The organism is Pseudomonas sp. R151218B TE3479 (assembly GCF_053629195.1).
The window spans coordinates 2,486,574-2,510,076 of sequence record NZ_JBRJHV010000001.1 but is presented as its reverse complement, the minus strand read 5'-3'; the positions used below and the strand labels follow the sequence as shown (position 1 = coordinate 2,510,076).

At 61.6% G+C, this 23,503-nt stretch carries 20 protein-coding genes; 8 read left to right on the top strand and 12 right to left on the bottom strand.

The genetic code is table 11. The features are described from left to right. Window positions 1-48: 48 nt before the first annotated feature. Window positions 49-633: an acyl carrier protein phosphodiesterase gene (locus AB7M32_RS11240; RefSeq protein ID WP_454249927.1), complete on the bottom strand. Its 585-nt coding sequence runs from the start codon at window positions 631-633 to the stop codon at window positions 49-51. Between the two features lie 157 nt (window positions 634-790). On the opposite strand from AB7M32_RS11240, the gene AB7M32_RS11235 reads away from it, so the two are divergent. The 4 genes from AB7M32_RS11235 to AB7M32_RS11220 all read left to right on the top strand — a co-directional run bounded on the left by AB7M32_RS11235 (window position 791) and on the right by AB7M32_RS11220 (window position 4,197). Then, window positions 791-1,093 carry an ArsR/SmtB family transcription factor gene (locus tag AB7M32_RS11235; protein WP_003198672.1) on the top strand — a complete coding sequence of 101 codons (303 nt, stop codon included), beginning with the start codon at window positions 791-793 and terminating at the stop codon, window positions 1,091-1,093. A 17-nt stretch (window positions 1,094-1,110) separates the two neighbouring features. Then, the gene (locus AB7M32_RS11230; protein ID WP_018607025.1) at window positions 1,111-2,277 is read left to right on the top strand and encodes an MFS transporter; all 1,167 of its coding nucleotides are present in this window, start codon (window positions 1,111-1,113) and stop codon (window positions 2,275-2,277) included. A gap of 34 nt (window positions 2,278-2,311) precedes the next feature. Further along, window positions 2,312-3,361, top strand: a complete 1,050-nt coding sequence (locus tag AB7M32_RS11225; RefSeq protein ID WP_092329009.1) for an alkene reductase — start codon at window positions 2,312-2,314, stop codon at window positions 3,359-3,361. A gap of 320 nt (window positions 3,362-3,681) precedes the next feature. Continuing rightward, the gene (locus tag AB7M32_RS11220; protein WP_454249926.1) at window positions 3,682-4,197 is read left to right on the top strand and encodes a hypothetical protein; all 516 of its coding nucleotides are present in this window, start codon (window positions 3,682-3,684) and stop codon (window positions 4,195-4,197) included. Window positions 4,198-4,411: 214 nt separating this feature from the next. Here the strand turns inward: AB7M32_RS11220 and AB7M32_RS11215 are convergent, their stop codons facing one another. After that, entirely contained in the window at window positions 4,412-5,044 is a 633-nt protein-coding gene (locus tag AB7M32_RS11215; protein WP_060738814.1) for a TetR family transcriptional regulator, read from the bottom strand. Between the two features lie 266 nt (window positions 5,045-5,310). Between AB7M32_RS11215 and AB7M32_RS11210 the strand changes: the two genes are divergently transcribed. From AB7M32_RS11210 to adeC, 3 genes are read left to right on the top strand one after another with little or no spacing between them, the layout of a single operon-like run. Next, complete coding sequence (locus AB7M32_RS11210; RefSeq protein WP_139271811.1) at window positions 5,311-6,468, top strand: efflux RND transporter periplasmic adaptor subunit; 1,158 nt, start codon at window positions 5,311-5,313, stop codon at window positions 6,466-6,468. Between the two features lie 3 nt (window positions 6,469-6,471). Continuing rightward, window positions 6,472-9,636 carry an efflux RND transporter permease subunit EmhB gene (gene emhB / locus AB7M32_RS11205; RefSeq protein ID WP_072412064.1) on the top strand — a complete coding sequence of 1,055 codons (3,165 nt, stop codon included), beginning with the start codon at window positions 6,472-6,474 and terminating at the stop codon, window positions 9,634-9,636. Continuing rightward, the gene (gene adeC / locus AB7M32_RS11200) at window positions 9,633-11,090 is read left to right on the top strand and encodes an AdeC/AdeK/OprM family multidrug efflux complex outer membrane factor (protein ID WP_454249925.1); all 1,458 of its coding nucleotides are present in this window, start codon (window positions 9,633-9,635) and stop codon (window positions 11,088-11,090) included. Before emhB ends, adeC begins: the two co-directional genes overlap by 4 nt. A gap of 62 nt (window positions 11,091-11,152) precedes the next feature. On the opposite strand, the gene AB7M32_RS11195 is transcribed toward adeC, so the two are convergent. Further along, a complete protein-coding gene (locus AB7M32_RS11195) occupies window positions 11,153-11,518 on the bottom strand; it encodes a DUF6124 family protein (protein ID WP_454249924.1) in 366 nt (121 codons plus the stop codon). 1,390 nt (window positions 11,519-12,908) lie between these two features. Here AB7M32_RS11195 and AB7M32_RS11190 point away from each other — a divergent pair. Beyond that, the gene (locus AB7M32_RS11190) at window positions 12,909-14,162 is read left to right on the top strand and encodes an OprD family porin (protein ID WP_454249923.1); all 1,254 of its coding nucleotides are present in this window, start codon (window positions 12,909-12,911) and stop codon (window positions 14,160-14,162) included. A gap of 770 nt (window positions 14,163-14,932) precedes the next feature. Here the strand turns inward: AB7M32_RS11190 and pcaC are convergent. From pcaC to AB7M32_RS11145, 9 genes are all read right to left on the bottom strand, one after another. Next, window positions 14,933-15,325 carry a 4-carboxymuconolactone decarboxylase gene (gene pcaC / locus AB7M32_RS11185; protein WP_063325152.1) on the bottom strand — a complete coding sequence of 131 codons (393 nt, stop codon included), beginning with the start codon at window positions 15,323-15,325 and terminating at the stop codon, window positions 14,933-14,935. A 10-nt stretch (window positions 15,326-15,335) separates the two neighbouring features. Then, window positions 15,336-16,151 (bottom strand): 3-oxoadipate enol-lactonase, encoded by an 816-nt coding sequence (gene pcaD / locus AB7M32_RS11180; RefSeq protein WP_454249922.1) that lies wholly within the window; start codon window positions 16,149-16,151, stop codon window positions 15,336-15,338. Between the two features lie 12 nt (window positions 16,152-16,163). Next, the gene (locus AB7M32_RS11175) at window positions 16,164-17,528 is read right to left on the bottom strand and encodes a 3-carboxy-cis,cis-muconate cycloisomerase (RefSeq protein ID WP_454249921.1); all 1,365 of its coding nucleotides are present in this window, start codon (window positions 17,526-17,528) and stop codon (window positions 16,164-16,166) included. An 87-nt stretch (window positions 17,529-17,615) separates the two neighbouring features. Continuing rightward, window positions 17,616-18,914, bottom strand: a complete 1,299-nt coding sequence (locus tag AB7M32_RS11170; RefSeq protein WP_454249920.1) for an MFS family transporter — start codon at window positions 18,912-18,914, stop codon at window positions 17,616-17,618. A 313-nt stretch (window positions 18,915-19,227) separates the two neighbouring features. After that, the gene (gene pcaG / locus AB7M32_RS11165; protein WP_454249919.1) at window positions 19,228-19,794 is read right to left on the bottom strand and encodes a protocatechuate 3,4-dioxygenase subunit alpha; all 567 of its coding nucleotides are present in this window, start codon (window positions 19,792-19,794) and stop codon (window positions 19,228-19,230) included. Between the two features lies 1 nt (window position 19,795). Then, window positions 19,796-20,500, bottom strand: coding sequence for a protocatechuate 3,4-dioxygenase subunit beta (gene pcaH / locus AB7M32_RS11160; protein ID WP_072342033.1), 705 nt, complete (start codon window positions 20,498-20,500; stop codon window positions 19,796-19,798). Window positions 20,501-20,537: 37 nt separating this feature from the next. Next, window positions 20,538-21,743, bottom strand: a complete 1,206-nt coding sequence (gene pcaF / locus AB7M32_RS11155; protein ID WP_454252123.1) for a 3-oxoadipyl-CoA thiolase — start codon at window positions 21,741-21,743, stop codon at window positions 20,538-20,540. Continuing rightward, on the bottom strand, window positions 21,740-22,519 hold the full coding sequence (locus tag AB7M32_RS11150) for a CoA-transferase subunit beta (protein WP_072409762.1): 780 nt from the start codon (window positions 22,517-22,519) through the stop codon (window positions 21,740-21,742). Before AB7M32_RS11150 ends, pcaF begins: the two co-directional genes overlap by 4 nt. Then, on the bottom strand, window positions 22,516-23,376 hold the full coding sequence (locus AB7M32_RS11145; RefSeq protein ID WP_003198638.1) for a CoA transferase subunit A: 861 nt from the start codon (window positions 23,374-23,376) through the stop codon (window positions 22,516-22,518). Before AB7M32_RS11145 ends, AB7M32_RS11150 begins: the two co-directional genes overlap by 4 nt. Between the last annotated feature and the right edge of the window lie 127 nt (window positions 23,377-23,503).

Sequence of the window (23,503 nt, the reverse complement as noted above, 5' to 3'; positions counted from 1 at the left end):
GATGAGTTGGCTGATACACCGCTATCGCGAGCAAGCTCGCTCCCACAATTAGTCCTGCGGCGTGACTTGGTTTTGAGCAAAATCCTGAAGCTGAGGGTAGAACAACCGAAAATCCTCGCTCAGCGGCTCATAAAGCTCGATCAACTCCGGCATCGCCCCGGCCAGTTCCTCGGGTCGCGACAGGCGGCGGGAAATGCCGCGCAGTACCTGCCCCAGTACTTCGAATTCCTGATAAGACCCCAGCCAGTCATCCGCCGCCATATACGGCGCGATCTGTGCCAGGCGCCCTGGCAACTGCGGTTCGGTGCGCAGTACCTGGTAGACACGGGACGTGAAATCCACCAGCGGCCCTTCGCCGTACAACGCCCAGTCCCGGGCCAGGCAGTGGTCGAAAAACACGTCCAGCACGATCCCGGCGTAGCGCCGTCGCACTGTGGAAAAACGCGACAGGGCAATGTCCACCAAGGGATGGCGGTCGGTGTACATGTCGATGCGCCGATGCAGGGCAATCGCCGCTTCGATCTGCGGATCGTACTGCCCTTGCAACGGCCCTTTGACGAAGTCGCCGTAGAGGCTGCCGAGCAGTTGTTCCCGGCCAGGGCCGCCGAGGTGCAGGTGCGCGAGATAATTCATGGTCCGCAGCTTAGCACCCCAGCGCCCATATCGTTATAACCCGATATAGCGATTTGTTCGGCATCCAGATCAAATCCATATTTGTATATCGCGAAATAACGATTTAAGGTTCGCTCTATCGCGATATAGCGTTTTACTCACCCTGAGCTTGCCACCCATGACCCTCGACCTCGACGAAATAATAAAAGCCCTGGCGCACCCAGTACGGCGAGACATCCTCAACTGGCTCAAAGACCCCAAGGTCCAGTTCCCCGAGCAGTTGCACAACCACGAGTTCGGCATTTGCGCCGGGCAGATCGACCAGCGTTGCGGCCTGTCGCAATCCACGGTGTCTGCGCACTTGGCGGTGTTGCAACGGGCGGGGCTGATCACCAGCCAGAAGGTCGGTCAATGGCACTTTTTCAAACGCAACGAGGAAGTGATCCAGCAGTTCCTCAAGCAAATGAGCCAAGAGCTCTGACCCGACAAGGATCCATCATGCCCCTCTCACTCCTGATCCTGGCCCTGAGCGCCTTCGCCATCGGCACCACCGAGTTCGTCATCATGGGCCTGTTGCCCGACGTGGCGGCCGACCTGGGCGTGTCGATTCCCGGCGCCGGCTGGCTGGTGACCGGCTACGCCCTTGGCGTGGCCATCGGTGCACCGTTCATGGCCCTGGCCACCGCCCGGCTGCCCCGCAAGGCCGCCCTGGTGGCGTTGATGGGGATTTTCATCGTCGGCAACCTGCTCTGCGCCATCGCCAGCGACTACAACGTGCTGATGTTCGCCCGGGTCGTCACAGCCCTGTGCCACGGCGCGTTCTTCGGTATCGGTTCGGTGGTGGCCGCCGGCCTGGTGGCGCCCAACAAGCGCGCCTCGGCCGTGGCCCTGATGTTCACCGGCCTGACCCTGGCCAACGTGCTCGGCGTACCGCTGGGCACCGCACTGGGCCAGGAAGCCGGCTGGCGCTCGACCTTTTGGGCCGTGACCGTCATCGGTGTGATTGCCCTGATCGGCCTGATCCGCTTCCTGCCGGCCAAGCGCGATGAAGAAAAACTCGACATGCGCTCGGAGCTGGTAGCGCTCAAGGGCGCCGGTCTGTGGCTGTCCCTGAGCATGACCGCGCTGTTCTCCGCCTCGGTGTTCACCCTGTTCACCTACGTCGCCCCGTTGCTGGGCGAAGTGACCGGCGTGTCGCCCCGTGGCGTGACCTGGACCCTGGTGCTGATCGGCCTGGGCCTGACCCTGGGCAACATCATCGGCGGCAAGCTGGCGGACAAGAGCCTGGCGAACACCTTGATGGGCGTCTTCCTCACCATGGCCGTGGTGTCCACCGTACTGAGCTGGACCAGCGTGGCGCTGATCCCCAGTGAAATCACCCTGTTCCTCTGGGCCACCGCCTGCTTCGCTGCCGTGCCGGCCCTGCAAGTCAACGTGGTGACCTTTGGCAAAGATGCACCCAACCTGGTGTCCACCCTGAACATCGGCGCCTTCAACATCGGCAACGCCCTGGGTGCCTGGGTCGGCGGCAGCGTCATCGACCATGGCCTGGGTCTGACCTCCGTGCCCCTGGCCGCCGGCGCGCTGGCCGTGCTGGCGCTACTGGTCACCCTGATCACTTTCCGCCAGGGCGGCAATGCCGACCTGGCACCGGCCACTCATTGACTTTTAACCCTTCCACTTTCGAGGCTGTATTTTCATGGCGACTATTTTCGACCCTATCAAACTCGGCGACATCGAGCTGAAGAACCGCATCATCATGGCCCCACTCACCCGTTGCCGCGCCGACGCTGGCCGCGTCCCCAACGCGTTGATGGCCGAGTACTACGTGCAGCGCGCCTCCGCTGGCCTGATCCTCAGCGAAGCCACTTCCGTCACGCCGATGGGCGTGGGTTACCCGGACACCCCGGGCATCTGGTCCAACGACCAAGTGCGCGGCTGGGCCAATATCACCAAGGCGATCCACGGCGCCGGCGGCAAGATCTTCCTGCAACTGTGGCACGTGGGCCGGATCTCCCATCCGTCGTACCTCAATGGTGAAACCCCGGTGGCGCCCAGCGCGATCCAGCCCAAGGGCCACGTGAGCCTGGTCCGTCCGCTGGCCGACTACCCGACGCCACGCGCCCTGGAAACCGCTGAAATCGCCGACATTGTCGACGCCTACCGTGTCGGTGCCGAGAATGCCAAGGCTGCTGGTTTCGACGGTGTGGAAATCCATGGCGCCAACGGCTACCTGCTCGATCAGTTCCTGCAAAGCAGCACCAACCAGCGCACCGACCAGTACGGCGGCTCCCTGGAAAACCGTGCCCGCCTGTTGCTGGAAGTGACCGACGCGGCCATCGAAGTCTGGGGCGCCGGCCGGGTTGGCGTGCATCTGGCGCCACGGGCCGACTCCCATGACATGGGCGACGAAAACCGTCTGGAGACGTTCAGCTACGTGGCCCGTGAACTGGGCAAGCGCGGCATCGCCTTCATCTGCTCCCGTGAGAAGGAAGGCGATGACAGCATCGGTCCGCAACTCAAGCAGGCGTTCGGCGGCCCGTACATCGCCAACGAACGCTTCACCAAGGACAGCGCCAACGCCTGGCTGGCGGCTGGCAAGGCTGACGCGGTCGCGTTCGGGGTTCCGTTCATTGCCAACCCGGACTTGCCGGCACGCCTGAAGGCCAATGCACCGTTGAACGAGCCACATCCTGAAACTTTCTATGGAAAGGGCCCAGTGGGGTACATTGATTACCCCGTGATGTAAGCTCGCGCCAACCGTTTTATTCAAAAGCCCCGATTCGAAAGAGCCGGGGCTTTTTTTATACCTGCAGAACTTCAGCCACGCTCAGACCGAGAACAGCAACATTAAATAACAAGGCAACTTTCATCTGGCATGGATTCAATCACGCAACGGCGCTAATAATAACGCTCGAACGCACCGCTCACTTAAACAAAGGATTGGAACTTACAGCTCATTCACCCCCACACTAAGAACTTTGACATTCCGGCAACACCCACTAACCAAACACCATCAGTTTGCAGGCGAACGCCAGCGAGCCGTGTATCTATGAGAGATGCCTCACCATGAACATCCTGAAAAATTTCCTCTTCGCCCTCCTGCTGGGCCCCGCCATGGTTGCCCACAGCCAGGCCAATACGGAAGTGACCGTGGAGATTTCCAACCACACCCGCGGCACAATGAAAATGAACAACCTGTTAACCGACCCACCCCTGGCCGAGGATTTTTCCTTGAGCGCCCATGACATCGATCCAAAATCAACTTATAGATTCCATATCGAGCACTTCAGGGATTACACCTACCCCAGTACCGGCTGGCGCCCGACATTAAAAAAAGTCAAACCTGTTGAACTGGTCCTTAATTATGAAATGAGTCATTTCAACTTTGAATGTCAAATGCACACCCGCTTGCAAGTCTCCATCGTTCCTGGCGCTTTGGAACCCAGCTATAAGCCGACTTGGAAGAGCAACACGACTTACACCGGCAATGGCGAATACACGTGCCGCTCGGAAATTTCCCGGAAGATGCTTGAGCCCCCCTTCAACTACACCGTTCGCCTCATTATCGAACCAGGTCGGTGAGCCTGCGGCCCCGCCAAGACGTCGGCATGAGCCTGCGGTTCTCCTGCAAGCTTACTCCGTGGGGATCGGGAGCCGACGGAGTAGCTGCCGGGCACGAAACAAATCCCCTACAAAATTTGTTCACGATTGCCTTTCAACCACGACAGCATTCAGTTTATAAAAGCTATTTCGAACACTTGTCATGAAACAAGCCGAAGCAATTACGCATTTTGTTTCATTTGCGCAGGCTAGGGCTCAGGCGCAGCATATCCAGCCCGATATCCACCCAGCGCTCAGCCTCACCGGCCAGAGGGAAGCTATCGGGGGCCAGCAGCCACTGATAAAGAATACCGTCGACATAGGCATGCAGGGCAATCGCTGCCCTTTCCGGTTCCAGATCCGCCGGTAGCTGGCCCCGATTCATCGCATTGCGCAACGACAAGGCAATACGCACGTTACAGTCGAGACTGACCTGGCGCCGCTGCTGGCGCAGATCGCACATTTCATCGGTGAATTCACACTTATGGAACAGAATCTCATTAATGCGTCGGGTCTTCGGGTCCAGGGCAACTTGTTGAAACAATTGCACCAACAGCTTGCGCGTACAGCCCAGCGGATCAAGCTCCTCTTCATTCTCACTGGCGCGGGCCAAGTCATCGAGCGGCTCATGCAAGGTATCGAGCATGGCCTGGAGCAGGTCCGCCTTGTTGCTGAAATGCCAATAGATGGCACCGCGCGTCACGCCGGCCAGCGTCGCGATATCCGCCAGAGTGGTGCGGGCCACGCCTCGCTCGAAGAACGCCTTTTCGGCCGCTTCGACTATCTGGCTGCGAGTCTCCTGGGCTTCCTCTTTGGTACGACGGACCATGGCAGTAAACACCTCAATCAGGATTGCGTCAGCAATGCGTAAGAATCAGCAGAACAAAATATGAGGCGACGTCTCTTGGAACGCGTCCCCGATCTACGGCTGGCCTTTGTAAGGCTTTTGTAAATCCGGATACTACGCAATTTGGCTGTTTACAAACAACCATGTACGTAAGTATATTTCTTAGCATCCTACTAATTGAATTAATACTGCTTTCTGCCCTTTCACTTTCGAGTGCGCCCGTTGCGCGCCTGGACCCGAGGATTTCCATGCAATTCAAGCCAGCTGTTACTGCTCTGGTTACCGCCATCGCCCTGGCATCGCTGCTCAGCGGATGCAAAAAGGAAGAGGCTGCACCTGCTGCTCCCCCTCCTCAGGTCGGCGTCGTAACCCTCAAGACCCAGCCCTTCACCTTGACCTCGGAACTGCCGGGCCGCACCAGCGCGTTTCGCGTCGCCGAAGTACGGCCACAGGTCAACGGCATCATTCTCAAGCGCCTGTTCAAGGAAGGCGCCGACGTCAAGGCCGGCCAGCAGCTGTACCAGATCGACCCTGCGGTCTACGAAGCGACCCTCAAGAGCGCCGAGGCCAACCTGCGCTCTACCAAGTCGATTGCCGACCGCTACAAGCAACTGGTGGATGAACAGGCGGTGAGCCGTCAGGAATACGACACCGCCGTGGCCAATCGCCTGGAGTCGGAGGCCAACCTGCAGACTGCCCAGATCAACGTGCGCTACACCAAGGTCTACGCACCGATTTCCGGTCGCATCGGCCGCTCCTCGGTCACCGAGGGTGCGCTGGTGAGCAACGGCCAGGCTGATGCCCTGGCGACTATCCAGCAACTGGACCCGATCTACGTCGACGTCACGCAAAGCTCGGTGGAGCTGCTGCAACTGCGCCGTGAACTGGAAAGCGGCCGTTTGCAAAAGGCCGGCGAGAACGCGGCCATGGTCAAGCTGACCCTGGAAGACGGCAGCCAGTATCCGCACGAAGGCAAGTTGGAGTTTTCTGAAGTGTCGGTTGACCAGACCACCGGCTCCGTGACTTTGCGCGCCGTGTTCCCCAACCCTGATCACACCCTGCTGCCGGGCATGTTCGTCCACGCTCAATTGCAGGCCGGTGTGAACAGCGCGGCGATCCTGGCACCGCAACAAGGCGTGACCCGTGACCTCAAGGGCGCGCCAACCGCGCTGGTGGTGGGTGCGGACAATAAGGTCGAGCTGCGCCAGCTCAAGGCCAGCCGCACCGTCGGCAGCCAGTGGCTGATCGAAGACGGGCTCAAGGCCGGCGATCGCCTGATCACCGAAGGGTTGCAGTACGTACGGCCAGGCGTGGAAGTCAAGGCCACCGAAGCCACCAACGTTGGCACCAAGAACCCGGCCCCCGCACAGGCAGCTGATAAAGCCGCCGGCGGCAAAGGGGAGTAAACCATGTCGAAATTTTTTATCGACCGTCCGATCTTCGCCTGGGTGATCGCCCTGGTGATCATGCTGGTCGGGGCTCTATCGATCCTCAAATTGCCGATCAACCAGTACCCGAGCATTGCACCGCCGGCCATTGCCATCCAGGTGACCTACCCGGGTGCGTCCGCGCAAACCGTGCAGGACACCGTGGTGCAGGTCATCGAGCAGCAGCTCAACGGTATCGACAACCTGCGTTATGTGTCCTCGGAAAGTAACTCCGACGGCAGCATGACCATCACGGCGACCTTCGAGCAGGGCACCAACTCCGATACCGCCCAGGTCCAGGTCCAGAACAAACTGAACCTGGCCACCCCATTGCTGCCGCAAGAAGTGCAGCAACAGGGCATCCGCGTCACCAAATCAGTGAGAAACTTCCTGATGGTGATCGGCGTGGTATCGCGTGACGGCAGCATGACCAGGGAAGACCTCTCCAACTACATCGTGTCCAACATGCAGGACCCGATCTCGCGCACCGCCGGTGTCGGTGACTTCCAGGTCTTCGGCGCCCAGTACGCCATGCGGATCTGGCTCGACCCGGCCAAGCTGAACAACTTCAACCTGACCCCGGTGGATGTGAGCACGGCCATTTCCGCGCAAAACGTCCAGATCGCCTCCGGCCAGCTCGGCGGCCTGCCCGCCATGCCCGGCCAACAACTGAACGCCACCATCATCGGCAAGACCCGCCTGCAGACCGCCGAGCAGTTCAAGGCCATCTTGCTCAAGGTCAATCCGGACGGCTCGCAAGTGCGCGTCGGCGATGTGGCGGATGTTGCCCTCGGCGGTGAAAACTACAGCATCAACGCCCAGTTCAACGGCCTCCCGGCTTCCGGCCTGGCGGTGAGGCTCGCCACCGGCGCCAACGCCCTCGACACGGCCAAGGCCCTGCGCAAGACCGTCGACGATCTCAAGCCATTCTTCCCGCAAGGCCTGGAAGTGGTGTTCCCGTACGACACCACCCCGGTGGTGAGCGAATCGATCAAAGGCGTGGTCGAGACCCTGGTCGAAGCGGTCGTGCTGGTGTTCCTGGTGATGTTCCTGTTCCTGCAGAACTTCCGCGCCACCATCATCACCACGATGACCGTGCCGGTGGTACTGCTGGGCACCTTCGGGATCCTCGCGGCGTTCGGCTTCAGTATCAACACCCTGACCATGTTCGGCATGGTGCTGGCCATCGGCTTGCTGGTGGACGACGCCATCGTCGTGGTGGAGAACGTCGAACGGGTGATGAGCGAAGAAGGCCTGTCGCCCAAGGAAGCCACCAAGAAATCCATGGGGCAGATCCAGGGGGCCCTGGTGGGTATCGCCCTGGTGCTCTCGGCGGTACTGCTGCCGATGGCGTTCTTCGGCGGTTCCACCGGTGTGATCTACAAACAGTTCTCCATCACCATCGTCTCGGCCATGGCCCTGTCGGTACTGGTGGCACTGATCTTCACCCCTGCCCTGTGCGCCACCATGCTCAAGGCCATTCCGAAAGGCGAGCACGGCACGCCGAAACGCGGCTTCTTCGGCTGGTTCAACCGCACCTTCGACCGTGGCGTCAGGAGCTACGAACGTGGCGTGGGCAACATGCTCAAGCACAAGGCCCCGTACCTGCTGGCCTACGTGATCATCGTGGTCGGCATGGTCTGGCTGTTCACCCGCATCCCGACGGCGTTCCTGCCGGAAGAAGACCAGGGCGTGTTGTTCGCCCAGGTACAGACACCGGCCGGTTCCAGTGCCGAACGCACCCAGGTGGTGGTGGACAACATGCGCGAGTTCCTGCTGCGCCCCAGCAAGGACGGCGGCGAAGGCGACGGTGTGGCTTCGGTGTTCACCGTGACCGGCTTCAACTTCGCCGGTCGTGGCCAAAGCTCGGGCTTGGCATTCATCATGCTCAAGCCGTGGGAAGAGCGTAACGCCGACAACACCGTGTTCAAGATCGCCGGCCGCGCCCAGCAACACTTCTTCACCTTCCGCGACGCGATGGTGTTCGCCTTCGCCCCGCCGGCGGTGATGGAACTGGGTAACGCCACCGGTTTCGACGTGTTCCTGCAGGACCGTGCCGGCATCGGCCACGACAAGCTGATGGAAGCCCGTAACCAGTTCCTGGGCATGGCGTCCCAGAGCAAAGTGCTGGCCCAGGTACGTCCGAACGGTCTGAACGATGAACCGCAGTACCAGTTGGAAATCGATGACGAGAAGGCCAGCGCGCTGGGCATCACGCTCTCGGAGATCAACAACACCCTGTCGATTGCACTGGGCAGTAACTATGTGAACGACTTCATCGACCGTGGCCGGGTGAAGCGGGTGTACGTCCAGGGCCAGCCGAACTCGCGCATGAGCCCCGAGGACCTGAAGAAGTGGTACGTGCGCAACAGCGCCGGGACCATGGTGCCGTTCTCTGCGTTCGCCAAGGGCGAGTGGGTCTATGGCTCGCCGAAACTGGCGCGTTATAACGGTGTGGAAGCGATGGAGATCCTCGGTACTCCGGCACCGGGTTACTCCACCGGTGAAGCCATGGCCGAAGTCGAAGCCATCGCCAAGAAGCTGCCGGCCGGTGTCGGTATTTCCTGGACGGGCCTGTCCTATGAGGAACGCCTGTCGGGTTCCCAGGCGCCAGCGCTGTACGCCCTGTCGCTGCTGATGGTGTTCCTGTGCCTGGCGGCGCTGTATGAAAGCTGGTCGATTCCGATCGCGGTCATGCTCGTGGTGCCACTGGGGATCATCGGTGCCTTGATGGCCACCAGCTTGCGCGGCCTGTCCAACGATGTGTACTTCCAGGTGGGCCTGTTGACAACCATCGGCCTGGCGGCGAAAAACGCCATTCTGATCGTGGAATTCGCCAAGGAACTCCACGAACAAGGGCGAACGCTGGTGGAAGCCGCCATCGAAGCCTGTAGGATGCGTCTGCGGCCGATTATCATGACCTCGCTGGCGTTCGTCCTCGGCGTAGTCCCGCTGGCGATTTCCACCGGCGCCGGCTCGGGCAGCCAGCACGCCATTGGCACCGGTGTAATCGGCGGCATGTTGACCGCCACCATCCTGGCAATCTTCTGGGTGCCCTTGTTCTTCGTGACCGTGTCGTCGATAGGTCGTCGCAAAAATGCGGACCAGGACGATACTCCTGAAACTTCTAAAGAGGCTGGCCAATGAGCAAGTCGCTCCTCTCCCTGACCATCGCCGCCGTCGTGCTCAGCGGTTGCTCGCTGATCCCCGACTATCAGCGGCCCGAAGCACCGGTCGCGGCACAATACCCGCAAGGGCCGGCCTACGAGGCAGCCAAGGCGCCCGGCCAGGCCGCCGCCGAGCAAGGCTGGAAGCAGTTTTTCCATGACCCGGCGTTGCAACAGCTGATCCAGGTCGCCCTGGAAAACAACCGCGACCTGCGTGTCGCGGCGCTGAACATCGATGCCTACGCCGCGCAATACCGCATCCAGCGCGCTGACCTGTTCCCGGCGGTCTCGGCCACCGGTGCCGGCAGCCGCCAGCGGGTACCGGCACGGGCTTCGCAAACCGGCGAAGCGGCCATCAGCAGTTCCTACTCGGCCACCCTGGGCATCAGCGCCTATGAACTGGACCTGTTCGGTCGGGTTCGCAGCCTGAGCGAGCAAGCGTTGCAAAGCTACTTCGCCACCGAAGAAGCCCGCCGCAGCACCCAGATCAGCCTGGTGGCCAACGTGGCCAATGCTTACCTGACCTGGCAGGCCGACAAGGAACTGCTCAAACTGACCCAGGAAACCCTCGGGGCCTACGAGCAAAGCTTCAAGCTGACCTCGCGCAGCGCCGAAGTCGGCGTGGCCTCGGCCCTGGACCTGAGTCAGGCGCGTACCGCTGTGGAAAACGCCCGCGTGCAACTGGCCCGCTACACTCGCCAGGTCGCCCAGGACGAAAACAGCCTGACCCTGCTGCTGGGCACCGGCCTGCCGGCGAACCTGAACCCGCAACCGCTGAGCGATGACCTGCTCAGCAAAGTGCCGGCCGGGCTGCCGTCGGACCTGCTGCAACGTCGTCCGGACATCCTCCAGGCCGAACGCAACCTGCTGGCCGCCAACGCCAACATCGGCGCCGCGCGGGCTGCGTTCTTCCCGAGCATCAGCCTGACGGCCAACGCCGGCACCCTGAGCCCGGACCTGTCCGGCCTGTTCAAGGGCGGCTCGGGCACCTGGACCTTCGCGCCGCAAATCAACCTGCCAATCTTCAACGCCGGCAGCCTGCGAGCGAGCCTGGACTACGCCAAGATCCAGAAAGACATCAACGTCGCCAATTACGAGAAGTCGATTCAGACTGCGTTCCAGGAAGTCTCCGACGGCCTGGCCGCGCGTCAGACCTACAACGAACAGTTGCAGGCCCAGACCGACTTCGTCGCCGCCAACCAGGACTACTACCGCCTGGCCGAGCGTCGCTACCGCATCGGCGTCGACAGCAACCTGACCTTCCTCGATGCCCAGCGCCAGTTGTTCAGCGCCCAACAGTCGCTGATCACTGACCGCCTTGCGCAACTGACCAGCGAGGTCAATTTGTACAAGGCACTGGGCGGTGGTTGGAATGCCGAGACGGGCAAGAACGAGCCGGTGAAAGAAGAAGCGCCGAAGATGAAATTGTTCTGATTGACGCTTGACTGCAGAAACACGAAGCCCACCGAAAGGTGGGCTTTTTGTTTGTGCCTGCTTCAACTCCGACTTGGCGAACGCGGGTCGACGATATCCAGCGCACGATTAGCCAACAATTCACTCAGCTCGATCATCTGCGCCACGCCGAGCGCGACATGCCGCCGCGAGCCCTCCAACTCGAACGCCAGGTCACTGACCATGGCATTGGCCGAGGCCAGGGTTTCGCTGAGATTGGCCAGGAGACACTCCGTGTCGATGGTATCGATGACGGTGAAGACTTGTGTTGAGGTTTTGGGTTTGGGATCAGGGTGGGTGCCCAGATGGTAATCGAGTGCTCGGTCTGCGGCCTCTTGGAGTTTTTCTGGATCGGGGTCGTTGTAGGGGAAGGTGCTTTCTGATGGCGAAGAAAGATGATGTTTTTTCATAACGGCGCTCCTGCATCAATTGAAGCCCGAGACGTGGGTCCGGGCGCTGGCGCCTAACAGATTCGGCGGGCTTGCAGTCCCGGTCGCTGGATTGGCAGCGACCCAAACAAGCTAGAGATTCCGCTTCCGAGCAGCAACCTTAAAACCTCGTCGGAAAAATCGCCGCGTCTGTCAGACCGGCCATGAGTCCTGTGGGAGCGAGCTTGCTCGCGATGGCGGCCTTACGGCCAGAAAATTGTTGATCGAGTACATATCCATTCCTGCGGTAACGGCCACTTAGGGTTCCGCCCTGACGGCGGCTCACTTTCGAAGAGCGCGAAAGTAAGCAAAGCGCTTTTGCCCCACCACTCGGTGCCTCGCCTAGGCTCGGCATGCCTGAACGCAGGCATTGCTCCGTGGGCCGCCGCGAAGGGCCATCCATGGCCCAGCGCGGCTAACCCGGCATCCATGCCGGGTTGCCCACTGCGCAATACCTTCGTTCAGCCAGCGTGGTTAACGGGGCGCCAAGATCAACGTCCACTGCGAGGCGGCCTTATAGCCGGCCTGGCTTTTTGATGATCGCGTTCTCCTGTGGGAGCGGGCTTGCCCGCGAAAGCAGAGGGTCAGTTTGTGGCGATGTTGAATGTGGCATCGCCATCGCGAGCAAGCTCGCTCCCACAGTTTTTTGTGTTGTGTCCAAATACCGTGAGCACCCGCAACCCCATGTGGGAGCGAGCTTGCTCGCGATGGCGGTGGTTCCAGTTGCATAGATGCTGGACATCTCCTACTCCTGCTTTTGCTCTGGACGTTGATCTCGGCGCCCCGTTAACCACGATGGCCGAACGCAGGCATTGTGGAGTGGGCATCCCGGCATGGATGCCGGGATAGCCGCGCTGGGCCATGGATGGCCCTTCGCGGCGGGCCCACGGAGCAATGCCGGAGTGAGGGCACACCGAGCCTAGGCGAGGTGCCGAGTGGTGGGGCATAAAGCGCTTTGGTTACTTTCGCCTGGGCCGGCATTCCGGCTTTTCGAAAGTGACCCGCCGTAAGGGCGGAACCATAAGCCGCCGTTACCGCAGCAATGGATATGTACACGGTCAAAAAACCTTGATCAACCGTAAGGCCGCCATCGCGAGCAAGCTCGCTCCCACAGGAAATTGCGTCCATCCAATCGATTATTTTGCTGTTCGATAATCGCCCAAAACCCGCAAACGGCAATTGAACCGCCCCCGCCCCGCCCATCACCATCCCTCGCACAAAACCAATAACAACAGGTTCGACGCCATGCCCATACGCCCCGCCGCACCCGGCTGATCCTCAACAGCCTCACGCCACTGGTTCCACCGTACCGTCTGCAGCCCAAGGTTGTGGCAACGACCCGCTTCGTCCACAAAAAATAGAGACAACGCCCATGAAGCCCACACAGCACTTGTTCCCCAGCCTCATTGCCGTCGCCCTGACCAGTACCGCCCTGCCCGTCCTGGCGGCGGAATCGGGGTTTGTCGAAGATGCCAAGGCCACGCTGAACCTGCGCAACTTCTACTTCAACCGCAACTTCACCAACCCGAACAATGCCCAGGGCAAGGCCGAGGAATGGACCCAGAGTTTCATCCTCGACGCCAAGTCCGGCTTCACCCAGGGCGTGGTCGGTTTCGGCGTGGACATACTGGGAATGTACTCGGTCAAGCTCGACGGCGGCCGTGGCACCGCGGGTACGCAACTGCTGCCGGTGCATGACGACGGTCGCCCGGCCGACGATTTCGGCCGTTTGGGCGTGGCCCTGAAGGCCAAGGTATCGAAGACTGAGTTGAAGGTCGGCGAATGGATGCCGGTGCTGCCGATCCTGCGCTCCGACGACGGCCGTTCCCTGCCGCAAACCTTCCGTGGCGGCCAGGTGACCTCCACCGAAATCAACGGCCTGAGCCTCTACGGCGGCCAGTTCCGCGGCAACAGCCCGCGCAATGACGCGAGCATGGAAGACATGTCCATGAACGGCCGCGGCGCGTTCACCTCCGACCGTTTCAACTTCGGCGGCGGTGAATACGCCTTCAATGAAAAACGCACCCAGGTCGGTGTCTGGTACGCGGAACTGTCCGACATCTACCAACAGCAATATTTCAACCTGACCCACAGCCAGCCCATCGGCGACTGGACCCTGGGCGCCAACCTCGGCTACTTCATCGGCAAGGAAGACGGCAGCGCCCTGGCCGGCGACCTGGACAACAAAACCGCCTTCGCCATGCTCTCGGCCAAGTACGGCGGCAACACCTTCTACGTCGGCCTGCAGAAAGTCGGCGGCGACGACGCCTGGATGCGCGTCAACGGCACCAGCGGCGGCACCCTGGCCAACGACAGCTACAACTCCAGCTACGACAACGCCAAGGAAAAATCCTGGCAACTGCGCCACGACTTCAACTTTGCCGCCGTCGGCGTGCCGGGCCTGACCCTGATGAACCGCTACATCAGCGGTGACAACGTGCACACCGCCACGGTCGACGATGGCAAGGAATGGGGTCGGGAAAGTGAGCTGGCCTACACCGTGCAGAGCGGCGCACTGAAGAGCCTTAACGTGAAGTGGCGCAACTCGACGATGCGCCGGGATTACAGCACCAATGAGTTCGATGAGAATCGGTTGATCGTCAGCTATCCGATCAGCTTGTTGTAAAGCCTGGATGCGGTGAGCCTGCTGAGATGTTCGATGCTGTTCCACCGCTATCGCGAGCAAGCTCGCTCCCACAGGAGGACTGGCGGTGATCACATAATCTACGTTCGCCGCAGATCCAATGTGGGAGCGAGCTTGCTCGCGATGGCGCCGGCACAGTCAGCATCCTCGCCGACTGACCCACCGCTTTCGCGAGCAGGCTCGCTCCCACAGGAGGACTGGCGGTGATCACATAATCTACGTTCGCCGCAGATCCAATGTGGGAGCGAGCTTGCTCGCGATGGCGCCGGCACAGTCAGCATCCTCGCCGACTGACCCACCGCTTTCGCGAGCAAGCTCGCTCCCACAGGAGGACTGGCGGTGATCACATAATCTACGTTCGCCGCAGATCCAATGTGGGAGCGAGCTTGCTCGCGATGGCGCCGGCACAGTCAGCATCCTCGCCGACTGACCCACCGCTTTCGCGAGCAAGCTCGCTCCCACAGGAGGACTGGCGGTGATCACATAATCTACGTTCGCCGCAGATCCAATGTGGGAGCGAGCTTGCTCGCGATGGCGCCGGCACAGTCAGCATCCTCGCCGACTGACCCACCGCTTTCGCGGGCAAGCTCGCTCCCACAGGAGGACTGGCGGTGATCACATAATCTACGTTCGCCGCAGATCCAATGTGGGAGCGAGCTTGCTCGCGATGGCGCCGGCGCAGTCAGCATCCTCGCCGACTGACCCACCGCTTTCGCGGGCAAGCTCGCTCCCACAGGGAATGAGATACGCCCTTAAGCCCGGGATTCGACGCCCAACTCATCCCAGACCGATTCGGCCAAGTGGAAGGTGGCGTTGGCTGCCGGGATGCCGCAATAGATGGCGCTCTGCATGATCACTTCCTTGATCTCGCTGCGGCTCACGCCGTTGTTGGCGGCGGCGCGCAGGTGCAGCTTGAGTTCTTCGGCGCGGTTCATGCCGATCAGCATGGCGATGGTGATCAGGCTGCGGGTATGGCGCGGCAGGCCTGGGCGGGTCCAGATGTCGCCCCAGGCGTGGCGGGTGATCATCTCCTGGAATTCGCTGTTGAACTCGGTCAAGGCATTGAGGCTGCGATCGACGTGGGCATCGCCCAGTACCGCGCGGCGCACTTGCATGCCTTCGTCGTAACGTTGTTTCTCGTCCACAAAAAACTCCTCAGGCGCGGCTGGAATCAAGCAGGAAATCCAGCACCCGCGCGCTGAACGCGGCGCCGGCCTGGACGTTGGACAGGTGCGCGGCGTAGAACTCGGCGTACTCGGCCCCGCGGACCCGCTCCTGGATGAAGTGGCCGCCCGACGGCGGCGTCACCGCATCTTCAGTGCCGGCCACCACCAGCAGCGGCACGCGGATCGACGACAATTGCTCACGAAAATCGGCATCACGCACGGCGGCACAATTGGCCGCGTAGCCCTGGGGCGAGGTGGCAGCGAGCATGTCGGTGATCTTCTTCACCTTCGCAGGTTGAGCCTCGGCAAAATCCGCGGTAAACCAGCGGGCGATCGAAGCATCCCGCAGCGCGACCATCGCCGCTTTCCCGTCCCGCAGCACGGTTTCGATGCGCGGGTTCCACACCGACGGGTCGCCGATCTTGGCGGCGGTGTTGCACACCACCAGTTTGTGCAGGCGTTCGCCGGCATTGATCCCCAGCCACTGGCCGATCAACCCGCCCATGGACAAGCCACAGAAATGCACCTTATCGATGTTCAACTGATCGAGCATCGCCAGCACGTCGCGTCCTAGCTGCTCGATGCTGTAGGGGCCTTCGGTGACCAGCGATTGACCATGGCCGCGAGTGTCGAAACGCAGCACGCGAAAGTGTTCGCTGAAGGCCGCGACCTGCTCGTCCCACATGTGCAAATCAGTGCCCAGTGAGTTGGAGAGCACCAGCACCGGGGCATCTTGCGGTCCGTCCAATCGCCGCTCATCAAAACAATAGTTCAGTTCGCCCTCGGCGAGTTTGACGAATCCCACAACAATCTCCTTTCAGGCGTTCAAGGCAAGGTGTTCGGCCACGGCTCGGGCGACCCAGGTCTGGGCTTGTCCGAGGTAGTGCGCCGGGTCGAGCAGATGATCAAGCTCGGTCGCCGATAGCTGCGCGGTGACCTGGGGTTCGTCTCCCAGCACCTCGCGTAGATGCCGTTGTTCGGCCACGGCGCGCTTGCAGCATTGCTCCAGCAAATGATGCGCCGTGTCGCGCCCGACACGCTGGGCCAGGACAATGCTGACGGCTTCGGCCAGCACCAACCCTTGAGTCAGTTCCAGGTTGCGGGCCATGCGCGCCGCGTCGACTTCCAGCCCTTCGGCCAGTAAGCGCGCCTGTTGCAAGGCACCGGAGACCAGGCAGCAGATTTCCGGCAAGGTTTCCCACTCCGCGTGCCAAAGGCCCAGGCTGCGCTCGTGTTCCTGAGGCATGGCGCTGAACAGCGTCGACAACAAACCAGGCACTCGCGTCGCGGCACCGATCAGCACCGCCGCGCCCACCGGGTTGCGCTTGTGGGGCATGGTGGAGGAACCGCCCTTGCCCGGTGCCGACGGCTCGAACGCTTCGCCGGCCTCGGTCTGCATCAACAGGCTGATGTCGCGGCCGAGTTTGCCCAGGCTGCCGGCGATCAGGCCCAACACCGAGCCGAACTCCACCAGGCGATCGCGCTGGGTGTGCCACGGCTGCTCCGGCAGGGTCAGTTGCAGTTCGGCGGCCAAGGCTTCGGCGACCGGCAGCGCCTGTTCACCCAACGCGGCGAGCGTCCCGGAGGCGCCGCCGAATTGCAGCACCAGCAAGCGCGGTTTGAGCTCTTTCAAGCGTTGGCGACTGCGGGTGATCGCCCCCAGCCAACCGGCGATTTTCATTCCCAGGGTCACCGGCGTGGCGTGTTGCAGCCAGGTGCGCCCGGCCAACGGTGTGGCGGCGTAGCGTTCGGCTTGTCGGGCCAGGATGGCGGCCAGTTGCGCCAGCTCGCCTTCGATCAGCCCCAGTGCCTGGCGCAATTGGAGCACCAGCCCGCTGTCCATCACGTCCTGGCTGGTGGCGCCCAGGTGCACGTAGCGTTCGGCCTCGGCGTCCTCGGCGGCGATGCGCTTGCCCAACGCCTTGACCAACGGGATCGCCGAATTGCCAGCGCTGGCGATCGCTTCGCTCAGTGTTGAAAAATCATACAGCTGGGCACGACAAGCCTGCTCGATCGGCGCCACGGCACTTTGCGGAATCACCCCGACCCGCGCCTCGGCCCGGGCCAAGGCGGCTTCGACGTCAAGCATGGCCTGGACCCGGCCCGCATCGCAGAACACCTCGCGCATGTCGCGGGCGGTGAAGTAGGCATCGAACAGCTGATTGCCCGGTCGTTCGCTCATAAACAGTCCTTGGGAAGGTGGATGTCCTGTGGCCAGAGATTGCTCTGGCCACAATGACTCAAACAAACCTCAAATGATCAGCTGGATTCAAAGGTCGTGGTGCAAATACGCCGGTTGCTTGGGCAGGCGCAGGCTGAACAGGAACGCCACGACCATCATCACCGTGACATACCAATAAAAGGCGTTCTCCATGCCCTGGGCTTTCAGGCTCAAGGCGACGTATTCGGCCGAACCGCCAAAAATCGCATTGGCCACCGCATAGGCCAACCCTACTCCCAGCGCTCGCACTTCAGGTGGAAACATCTCGGCTTTAACCAGGCCACTGATGGAGGTGTAGAAACTGACGATCGCCAGCGCCAACGTGATCAGGACAAACGCCAGGAACGGGCTGCTGATGCTTTTGAGGGTCAGCAGGATCGGCACGGTGCACAACGCCCCCAGGCCACCGAACCAGAGCATGGAATTGCGTCGGCCGATCTTGTCCGCCAGCATGCCGAACAACGGCTGCATGCACATGTACAGGAACAGCGCGCCGGTCATGATGTAGCTGGCGGTCTTGGCGTGCAGGCCGGCGGTGTTCACCAGGTATTTCTGCATGTACGTGGTGAATGTATAGAAAATCAACGAACCGCCGGCCGTGTAGCCCAGCACGGTGATGAACGCGGCCTTGTGGTCGCGAAACAGCGCCATAATGCTGCCCGCGTCCTTGTTCTCACGCATTTCCTTGCTGCTGGTTTCCTTCAGGGAACGCCGCAGCAACAGGGAAATCAACGCCGCAGCCGCACCCACCACGAATGGGATCCGCCAGCCGTAGGCACGCAGTTCATCTTCGTTGAGAAACTGTTGCAGGATCACCACCAGCGACACCGCCAGCAGTTGCCCACCGATCAACGTCACGTACTGGAACGAGGCGAAGAAACCGCGCTGGCCCTTGAGGGCGACTTCGCTCATGTAGGTGGCGGTGGTGCCGTACTCGCCGCCCACCGACAAACCCTGCAGCAGGCGTGCGAACAACAACAGCACCGGCGCCCATACGCCAATGTCCTTGTAGGTGGGCAGGCAGGCGATGAGCAACGAGCCGAAGCACATCATCAGCACCGAGATCATCATCGAATTCTTGCGCCCGTGCCGGTCCGCCACCCGACCGAAAATCCAGCCACCGATGGGTCGCATCAGGAACCCGGCGGCGAACACACCGGCCGTGTTGACCAGTTGCACCGTCGGGTTGTCGGACGGGAAGAACGCCGGCGCGAAATAAATCGCGCAGAACGCATAGACGTAGAAGTCGAACCATTCGACCAGATTGCCGGATGAAGCACCGACGATGGCGAAGATGCGCTTGCTGCGTTCTTCACCGGTGTAGTGGCTGATGATTGGAGTGGCCATTGATTATTCACTCGTTGGGGAATGGACAAAGTCTAGACACACTTCGTAACAGACCCGTTCCGCAAACAGACGTTGAAGCGATAGCGCCAGTGTTGACGCCATCGCGAGCAAGCTCGCTCCCACAGGGTTCATGCCATTGCTGTGGTCCTGCGAGTTCCCGCTGGCTTGTCCCGTAGGAGCTGTCGAGCGAAGCGAGGCTTCGATCTTTCCACAAGCGCTTGAGGCCCAAATGAAAGATCAAAAGATCGCAGGCTTCGCCAGCTCCTACAAAACCGGCGGGAGCAAGCTCCCTCGCCACAGGAAAAATCATGACTCAGTAATCGAAGAACACCGTCTCGGCATCTGTGCCCTGAAGGATCACGTTCCACTGGTACACACCCGACGCATCTGGCTTGGCCACGATTGTGCCGCGACGCTCTTCGGGGACGCAGGCCAGCAGCGGGTCGGTTTCGTTGGCCTGTTCGCCGTCGAAATAGATGCGCGTGAGCAAATGCTTGACCAACCCGCGAGCGAACACCAGCACCACCAGGTGCGGTGCCTGGGTCGTGCCTGCCAGCCCCGGTACGGTGCCCGGCTTGATGGTGGTGAAGCGAAAACGCCCTTCGGCATCTACCGGCACTCGGCCGAAGCCTTCGAAATGCGGGTCCAGGGGTTTGTCCTGGTCGTCTTCCGGGTGGGCGTATTTGCCGGCGGCGTTGGCCTGCCAGACTTCCAGCATCGCGTCGTTGACGAACTGACCATTGCCGTCGATCACCTGCCCGGTGATCGCCACGCGCTGGCCGAGGGTTTCGGCGACGGTCAGGTCTTCGCGGTTCAGCCAGGTCAGGCCGATGTGGTAGTACGGGCCAACGGTGTGGGACGTGGTGGCGGTGAGCGTCATCTTATTTCTCCATCGGCGTGGCATCGCGGCCGCGCAAGACGATGTCCCAGCGGTAACCGAGGGCGTAGTGAGGGACGGTTTTTTCCAGGTCGAAACGGGCGATCAGGCGTTCCTTGGCACTCGTGTCCGGCACGCAGTTGTAGATCGGGTCGTATTCCAGCAACGGATCGCCAGGAAAGTACATCTGCGTCACCAGGCGCGTCAGGATGCTCGGCCCGAACAGGGAGAAATGGATATGCGCCGGGCGCCAGGCATTGTGGTGGTTGCCCCAAGGGTAGGCGCCAGGCTTGATGGTCTGGAACTGATACCAACCATCAGCATCGGTGACAGTGCGACCGGTGCCGGTGAAATTCGGGTCCAGCGGCGCGTCGTGATTGTCACGGTCATGGTTGTAGCGACCGGCGGCGTTGGCCTGCCAGATTTCCACCAGGATGCCCGGCACCGGCTGGCCGTGCTCATCCAGCACGCGCCCGTGAATGATGATCCGTTCCCCCAGTGGCTCGCCGGCATGCTGGGCGGTCAGGTCGTGGTCCTTTTCCTGCAAGCGGTCGGCGCCGACGGTCGGGCCGGTAATTTCCGACAACGAATGCGGCAGGAACACCAATGGCTTGGACGGCGAGCGCAGGTTGGTGGACTGGTACGGCGGGTGCAGATACTCCGGCTGGGTGCCCGCTTGAGGGCGACGATAACCAGGCTTGTCAGTCATGAAGCATTCCTCGGTTTCTTATTAGTAGAGCGACGCGTCAGACGCGTTCGATGGCCAATGCCAGACCCTGGCCGACGCCGACACACATGGTCGCCAGGCCTTTCTTGCCGCCGGTCTTTTCCAAATGATGCAGCGCCGTCAGCACCAACCGCGCCCCACTCATGCCCAGGGGATGGCCGAGGGCGATGGCGCCGCCGTTCGGGTTGACCTGCGGCGCATCGTCCGCCAGCCCCAGATCACGCAGCACTGCCAGGCCCTGGCTGGCAAACGCTTCATTGAGTTCGATCACGTCGAAATCGGCGACCGCCAGGCCCAGGCGTTCAGTGAGCTTGCGCACCGCCGGCACCGGGCCGATGCCCATCACCCTGGGCGCGACGCCGGCACTGGCCATGCCCAGCACTTTGCCGCGAGGCGTCAGGCCATGTTTTTTCACCGCTTCGGCCGAGGCCAGGATCAGTGCCGCCGCGCCGTCGTTGACCCCCGACGCGTTGCCGGCGGTGACGGTCTTGTCCGGGCCGTTGACCGGTTTGAGTTTGCCCAAGGTCTCCAGCGTGGTGTCGGCGCGTGGGTGCTCGTCCTGCTCAACCACGGTTTCGCCTTTTTTATGGGCGATGCGCACCGGCACGATTTCTTCGGCGAAAAAACCTGCCGCCTGGGCCGCCGCCGTGCGCTGTTGGCTGCGCAAGGCGAAAGCGTCCTGGTCGGCGCGGGACACGGCGTAGTCATCGGCCACGTTATCGGCGGTCTGCGGCATCGCGTCCACACCGTACTGGGCTTTCATCAACGGGTTGATGAAGCGCCAGCCGATGGTGGTGTCTTCCAGTTTCATGTTGCGCGAGAACGCGGTGTCAGCCTTGCCCATCACGAACGGTGCGCGGGACATCGATTCCACGCCGCCAGCGATGGCCAGCTCCATTTCGCCGCTGGCGATGGCGCGGAACGCCGTGCCGATGGCGTCCATGCCCGAGGCGCAGAGACGGTTGAGGGTCACGCCGGGAATGCTCTCTGGCAGGCCCGCCAACAGCAGCGCCATGCGCGCCACGTTACGGTTGTCTTCGCCGGCCTGGTTGGCGCAACCGAGGAACACCTCGTCCACTGCATTCCAATCCACCGACGGGTTGCGTTCTATCAGCGCCTTGATCGGCACAGCCGCCAGGTCATCGGCGCGCACGGCGGACAAACCGCCACCAAACCGGCCGATAGGGGTTCGAATCGCATCACAGATATACACGTCGCGCATCAGGCTTCTCCCGGTGCCTGGCCGTGGGCCGCCGCGGTGCGAGCTTCCAGATCACGCAGTGCGCGCAGCTCTACCTCGGTCGGTTCGGCGGTGGTCTGCACCTGATCGGCGAAGCGGATCGCCCAGCCAGTGGCAGCAATGACTTGCTCGCGGGTCACGCCGGGGTGCAGCGCAGTGACCACGAATTCATGGGTGTCGGCTTCCGGCTCCATGATGCACAGGTCAGTGATGATGCCCACGGGACCGGCGCCCGGCAGACCCAGGCGCTTGCGCGAATCGCCACCCTCGCCGTGACCGAACGAGGTAATGAAATCCAGCTTGTCGACAAACGAACGCGCCGACTGCTTGAGAATGATCAGCACGCTCTTGGCCGAGCCAGCGATTTCCGGTGCGCCGCCGGCACCCGGCAGACGGACTTTCGGCTGATGGTAGTCGCCCACCACCGTGGTGTTGATGTTGCCGAAACGGTCGACCTGGGCCGCGCCAAGGAAACCGACATCGATACGCCCGCCCTGCAGCCAGTAGCGAAAAATCTCACCGGTTGGTACGACGGTATCGGCGGTTTCCGCCAGCTCACCGTCGCCGATGGACAGCGGCAGCACGCTGGGCTTGGCACCGATCGGGCCGGATTCGTAGATCAGCACGACGTCCGGCGACGAGGTCAACCGCGCCAGGTTGGCCGCTTTCGACGGCAGGCCGATGCCAACGAAGCACACGGCATTGTTTTTCAAGCGACGCGCCGCGGCGACGGTCATCATTTCGTTGGTGGAGTAGGTCATGGTTTCACCTGCGAAGCGGCTGCCAGTCTGGCCTGGAATTCACTGAAGTCTTTAGTGCCATGGATGTATTCGTTGATCCATGCGGTAAAGGTCTCACGGTCCCGGGCGATCGGATCCCACGCCTGGTAGAAACGGTTGTCACGCTCGGTATAGCCGTGGGCGTAGGACGGATGAGCGCCACCTGGCACGAGGCACACGGCGCTCAATGCCCAGGTCGGCAGTACGCAAGCGTTCATCGGTGCATTCAGGTCGTCGACAATTTCTTCCACGGTGACGATGCAGCGCTTGGCGGCCAGGGCGGCTTCTTTCTGCACACCGAGAATGCCCCACAGCAGCACGTTGCCCTTGCGGTCGGCTTTCTGGGCGTGAATCACCGTGATATCGGGGCGCACCGAAGGCACCGCGGCCAATACTTCACCGGTGAAGGGACAGGTTACGCTCTTGATCAGCGGGTTGACCTTCGGCAGGTCGGAGCCGGCGTAGGCCCGCAACACCGCGAATGGCAGGCCGGAGGCGCCAGCGACGTAGGCGTTGGCCAGGTCGGCGTGGCTGTGTTCCTCGATCTCCAGCGGGTGCGGCCATTGTTTCTCCACGGCATCGCGCAAGCGGTGCAACGACCCGACACCAGGGTTGCCGCCCCAAGAGAAAATCAATTTGCGAGCACAACCGGCGCCGATCAACTGGTCATAGATCAGGTCAGGTGTCATGCGCACCAGGGTCAGATCTTTCTTGCCCTGGCGAATGATTTCATGACCCGCCGCCGTAGGAATCAGGTGAGTGAAGCCTTCGAGCGCGACGGTATCGCCGTCGTTGACGAACTGCTTCACCGCGTCGTGCAGCGAAAGGATTTCAGCCATGGGGCAGGCTCCCGTTTTCCAGTAGACCGACATGAAGAAAAAGGCGCGAGGTTAAGCGCCGGAGTGACTGGAAGATTAAGCTTCGGGAAAAGGCCAAACAATCCGATAATCGACTGAGTGTTCGTTT

What these genes read in the sequence shown, in the direction of transcription:
- AB7M32_RS11190 (WP_454249923.1), top strand. Translation starts at nt 12,909, where the DNA reads ATGAAGCCCACACAGCACTTGTTCCCCAGCCTCATTGCCGTCGCCCTG.
- adeC (WP_454249925.1), top strand. Translation starts at nt 9,633, where the DNA reads ATGAGCAAGTCGCTCCTCTCCCTGACCATCGCCGCCGTCGTGCTCAGC.
- AB7M32_RS11175 (WP_454249921.1), bottom strand. Translation starts at nt 17,528, where the DNA reads ATGAGCGAACGACCGGGCAATCAGCTGTTCGATGCCTACTTCACCGCC.
- AB7M32_RS11240 (WP_454249927.1), bottom strand. Translation starts at nt 633, where the DNA reads ATGAATTATCTCGCGCACCTGCACCTCGGCGGCCCTGGCCGGGAACAA.
- AB7M32_RS11145 (WP_003198638.1), bottom strand. Translation starts at nt 23,376, where the DNA reads ATGGCTGAAATCCTTTCGCTGCACGACGCGGTGAAGCAGTTCGTCAAC.
- pcaG (WP_454249919.1), bottom strand. Translation starts at nt 19,794, where the DNA reads ATGACGCTCACCGCCACCACGTCCCACACCGTTGGCCCGTACTACCAC.
- AB7M32_RS11170 (WP_454249920.1), bottom strand. Translation starts at nt 18,914, where the DNA reads ATGGCCACTCCAATCATCAGCCACTACACCGGTGAAGAACGCAGCAAG.
- AB7M32_RS11195 (WP_454249924.1), bottom strand. Translation starts at nt 11,518, where the DNA reads ATGAAAAAACATCATCTTTCTTCGCCATCAGAAAGCACCTTCCCCTAC.
- emhB (WP_072412064.1), top strand. Translation starts at nt 6,472, where the DNA reads ATGTCGAAATTTTTTATCGACCGTCCGATCTTCGCCTGGGTGATCGCC.
- AB7M32_RS11235 (WP_003198672.1), top strand. Translation starts at nt 791, where the DNA reads ATGACCCTCGACCTCGACGAAATAATAAAAGCCCTGGCGCACCCAGTA.
- AB7M32_RS11225 (WP_092329009.1), top strand. Translation starts at nt 2,312, where the DNA reads ATGGCGACTATTTTCGACCCTATCAAACTCGGCGACATCGAGCTGAAG.
- AB7M32_RS11220 (WP_454249926.1), top strand. Translation starts at nt 3,682, where the DNA reads ATGAACATCCTGAAAAATTTCCTCTTCGCCCTCCTGCTGGGCCCCGCC.
- pcaH (WP_072342033.1), bottom strand. Translation starts at nt 20,500, where the DNA reads ATGACTGACAAGCCTGGTTATCGTCGCCCTCAAGCGGGCACCCAGCCG.
- AB7M32_RS11215 (WP_060738814.1), bottom strand. Translation starts at nt 5,044, where the DNA reads ATGGTCCGTCGTACCAAAGAGGAAGCCCAGGAGACTCGCAGCCAGATA.
- AB7M32_RS11230 (WP_018607025.1), top strand. Translation starts at nt 1,111, where the DNA reads ATGCCCCTCTCACTCCTGATCCTGGCCCTGAGCGCCTTCGCCATCGGC.
- AB7M32_RS11210 (WP_139271811.1), top strand. Translation starts at nt 5,311, where the DNA reads ATGCAATTCAAGCCAGCTGTTACTGCTCTGGTTACCGCCATCGCCCTG.
- AB7M32_RS11150 (WP_072409762.1), bottom strand. Translation starts at nt 22,519, where the DNA reads ATGACCTACTCCACCAACGAAATGATGACCGTCGCCGCGGCGCGTCGC.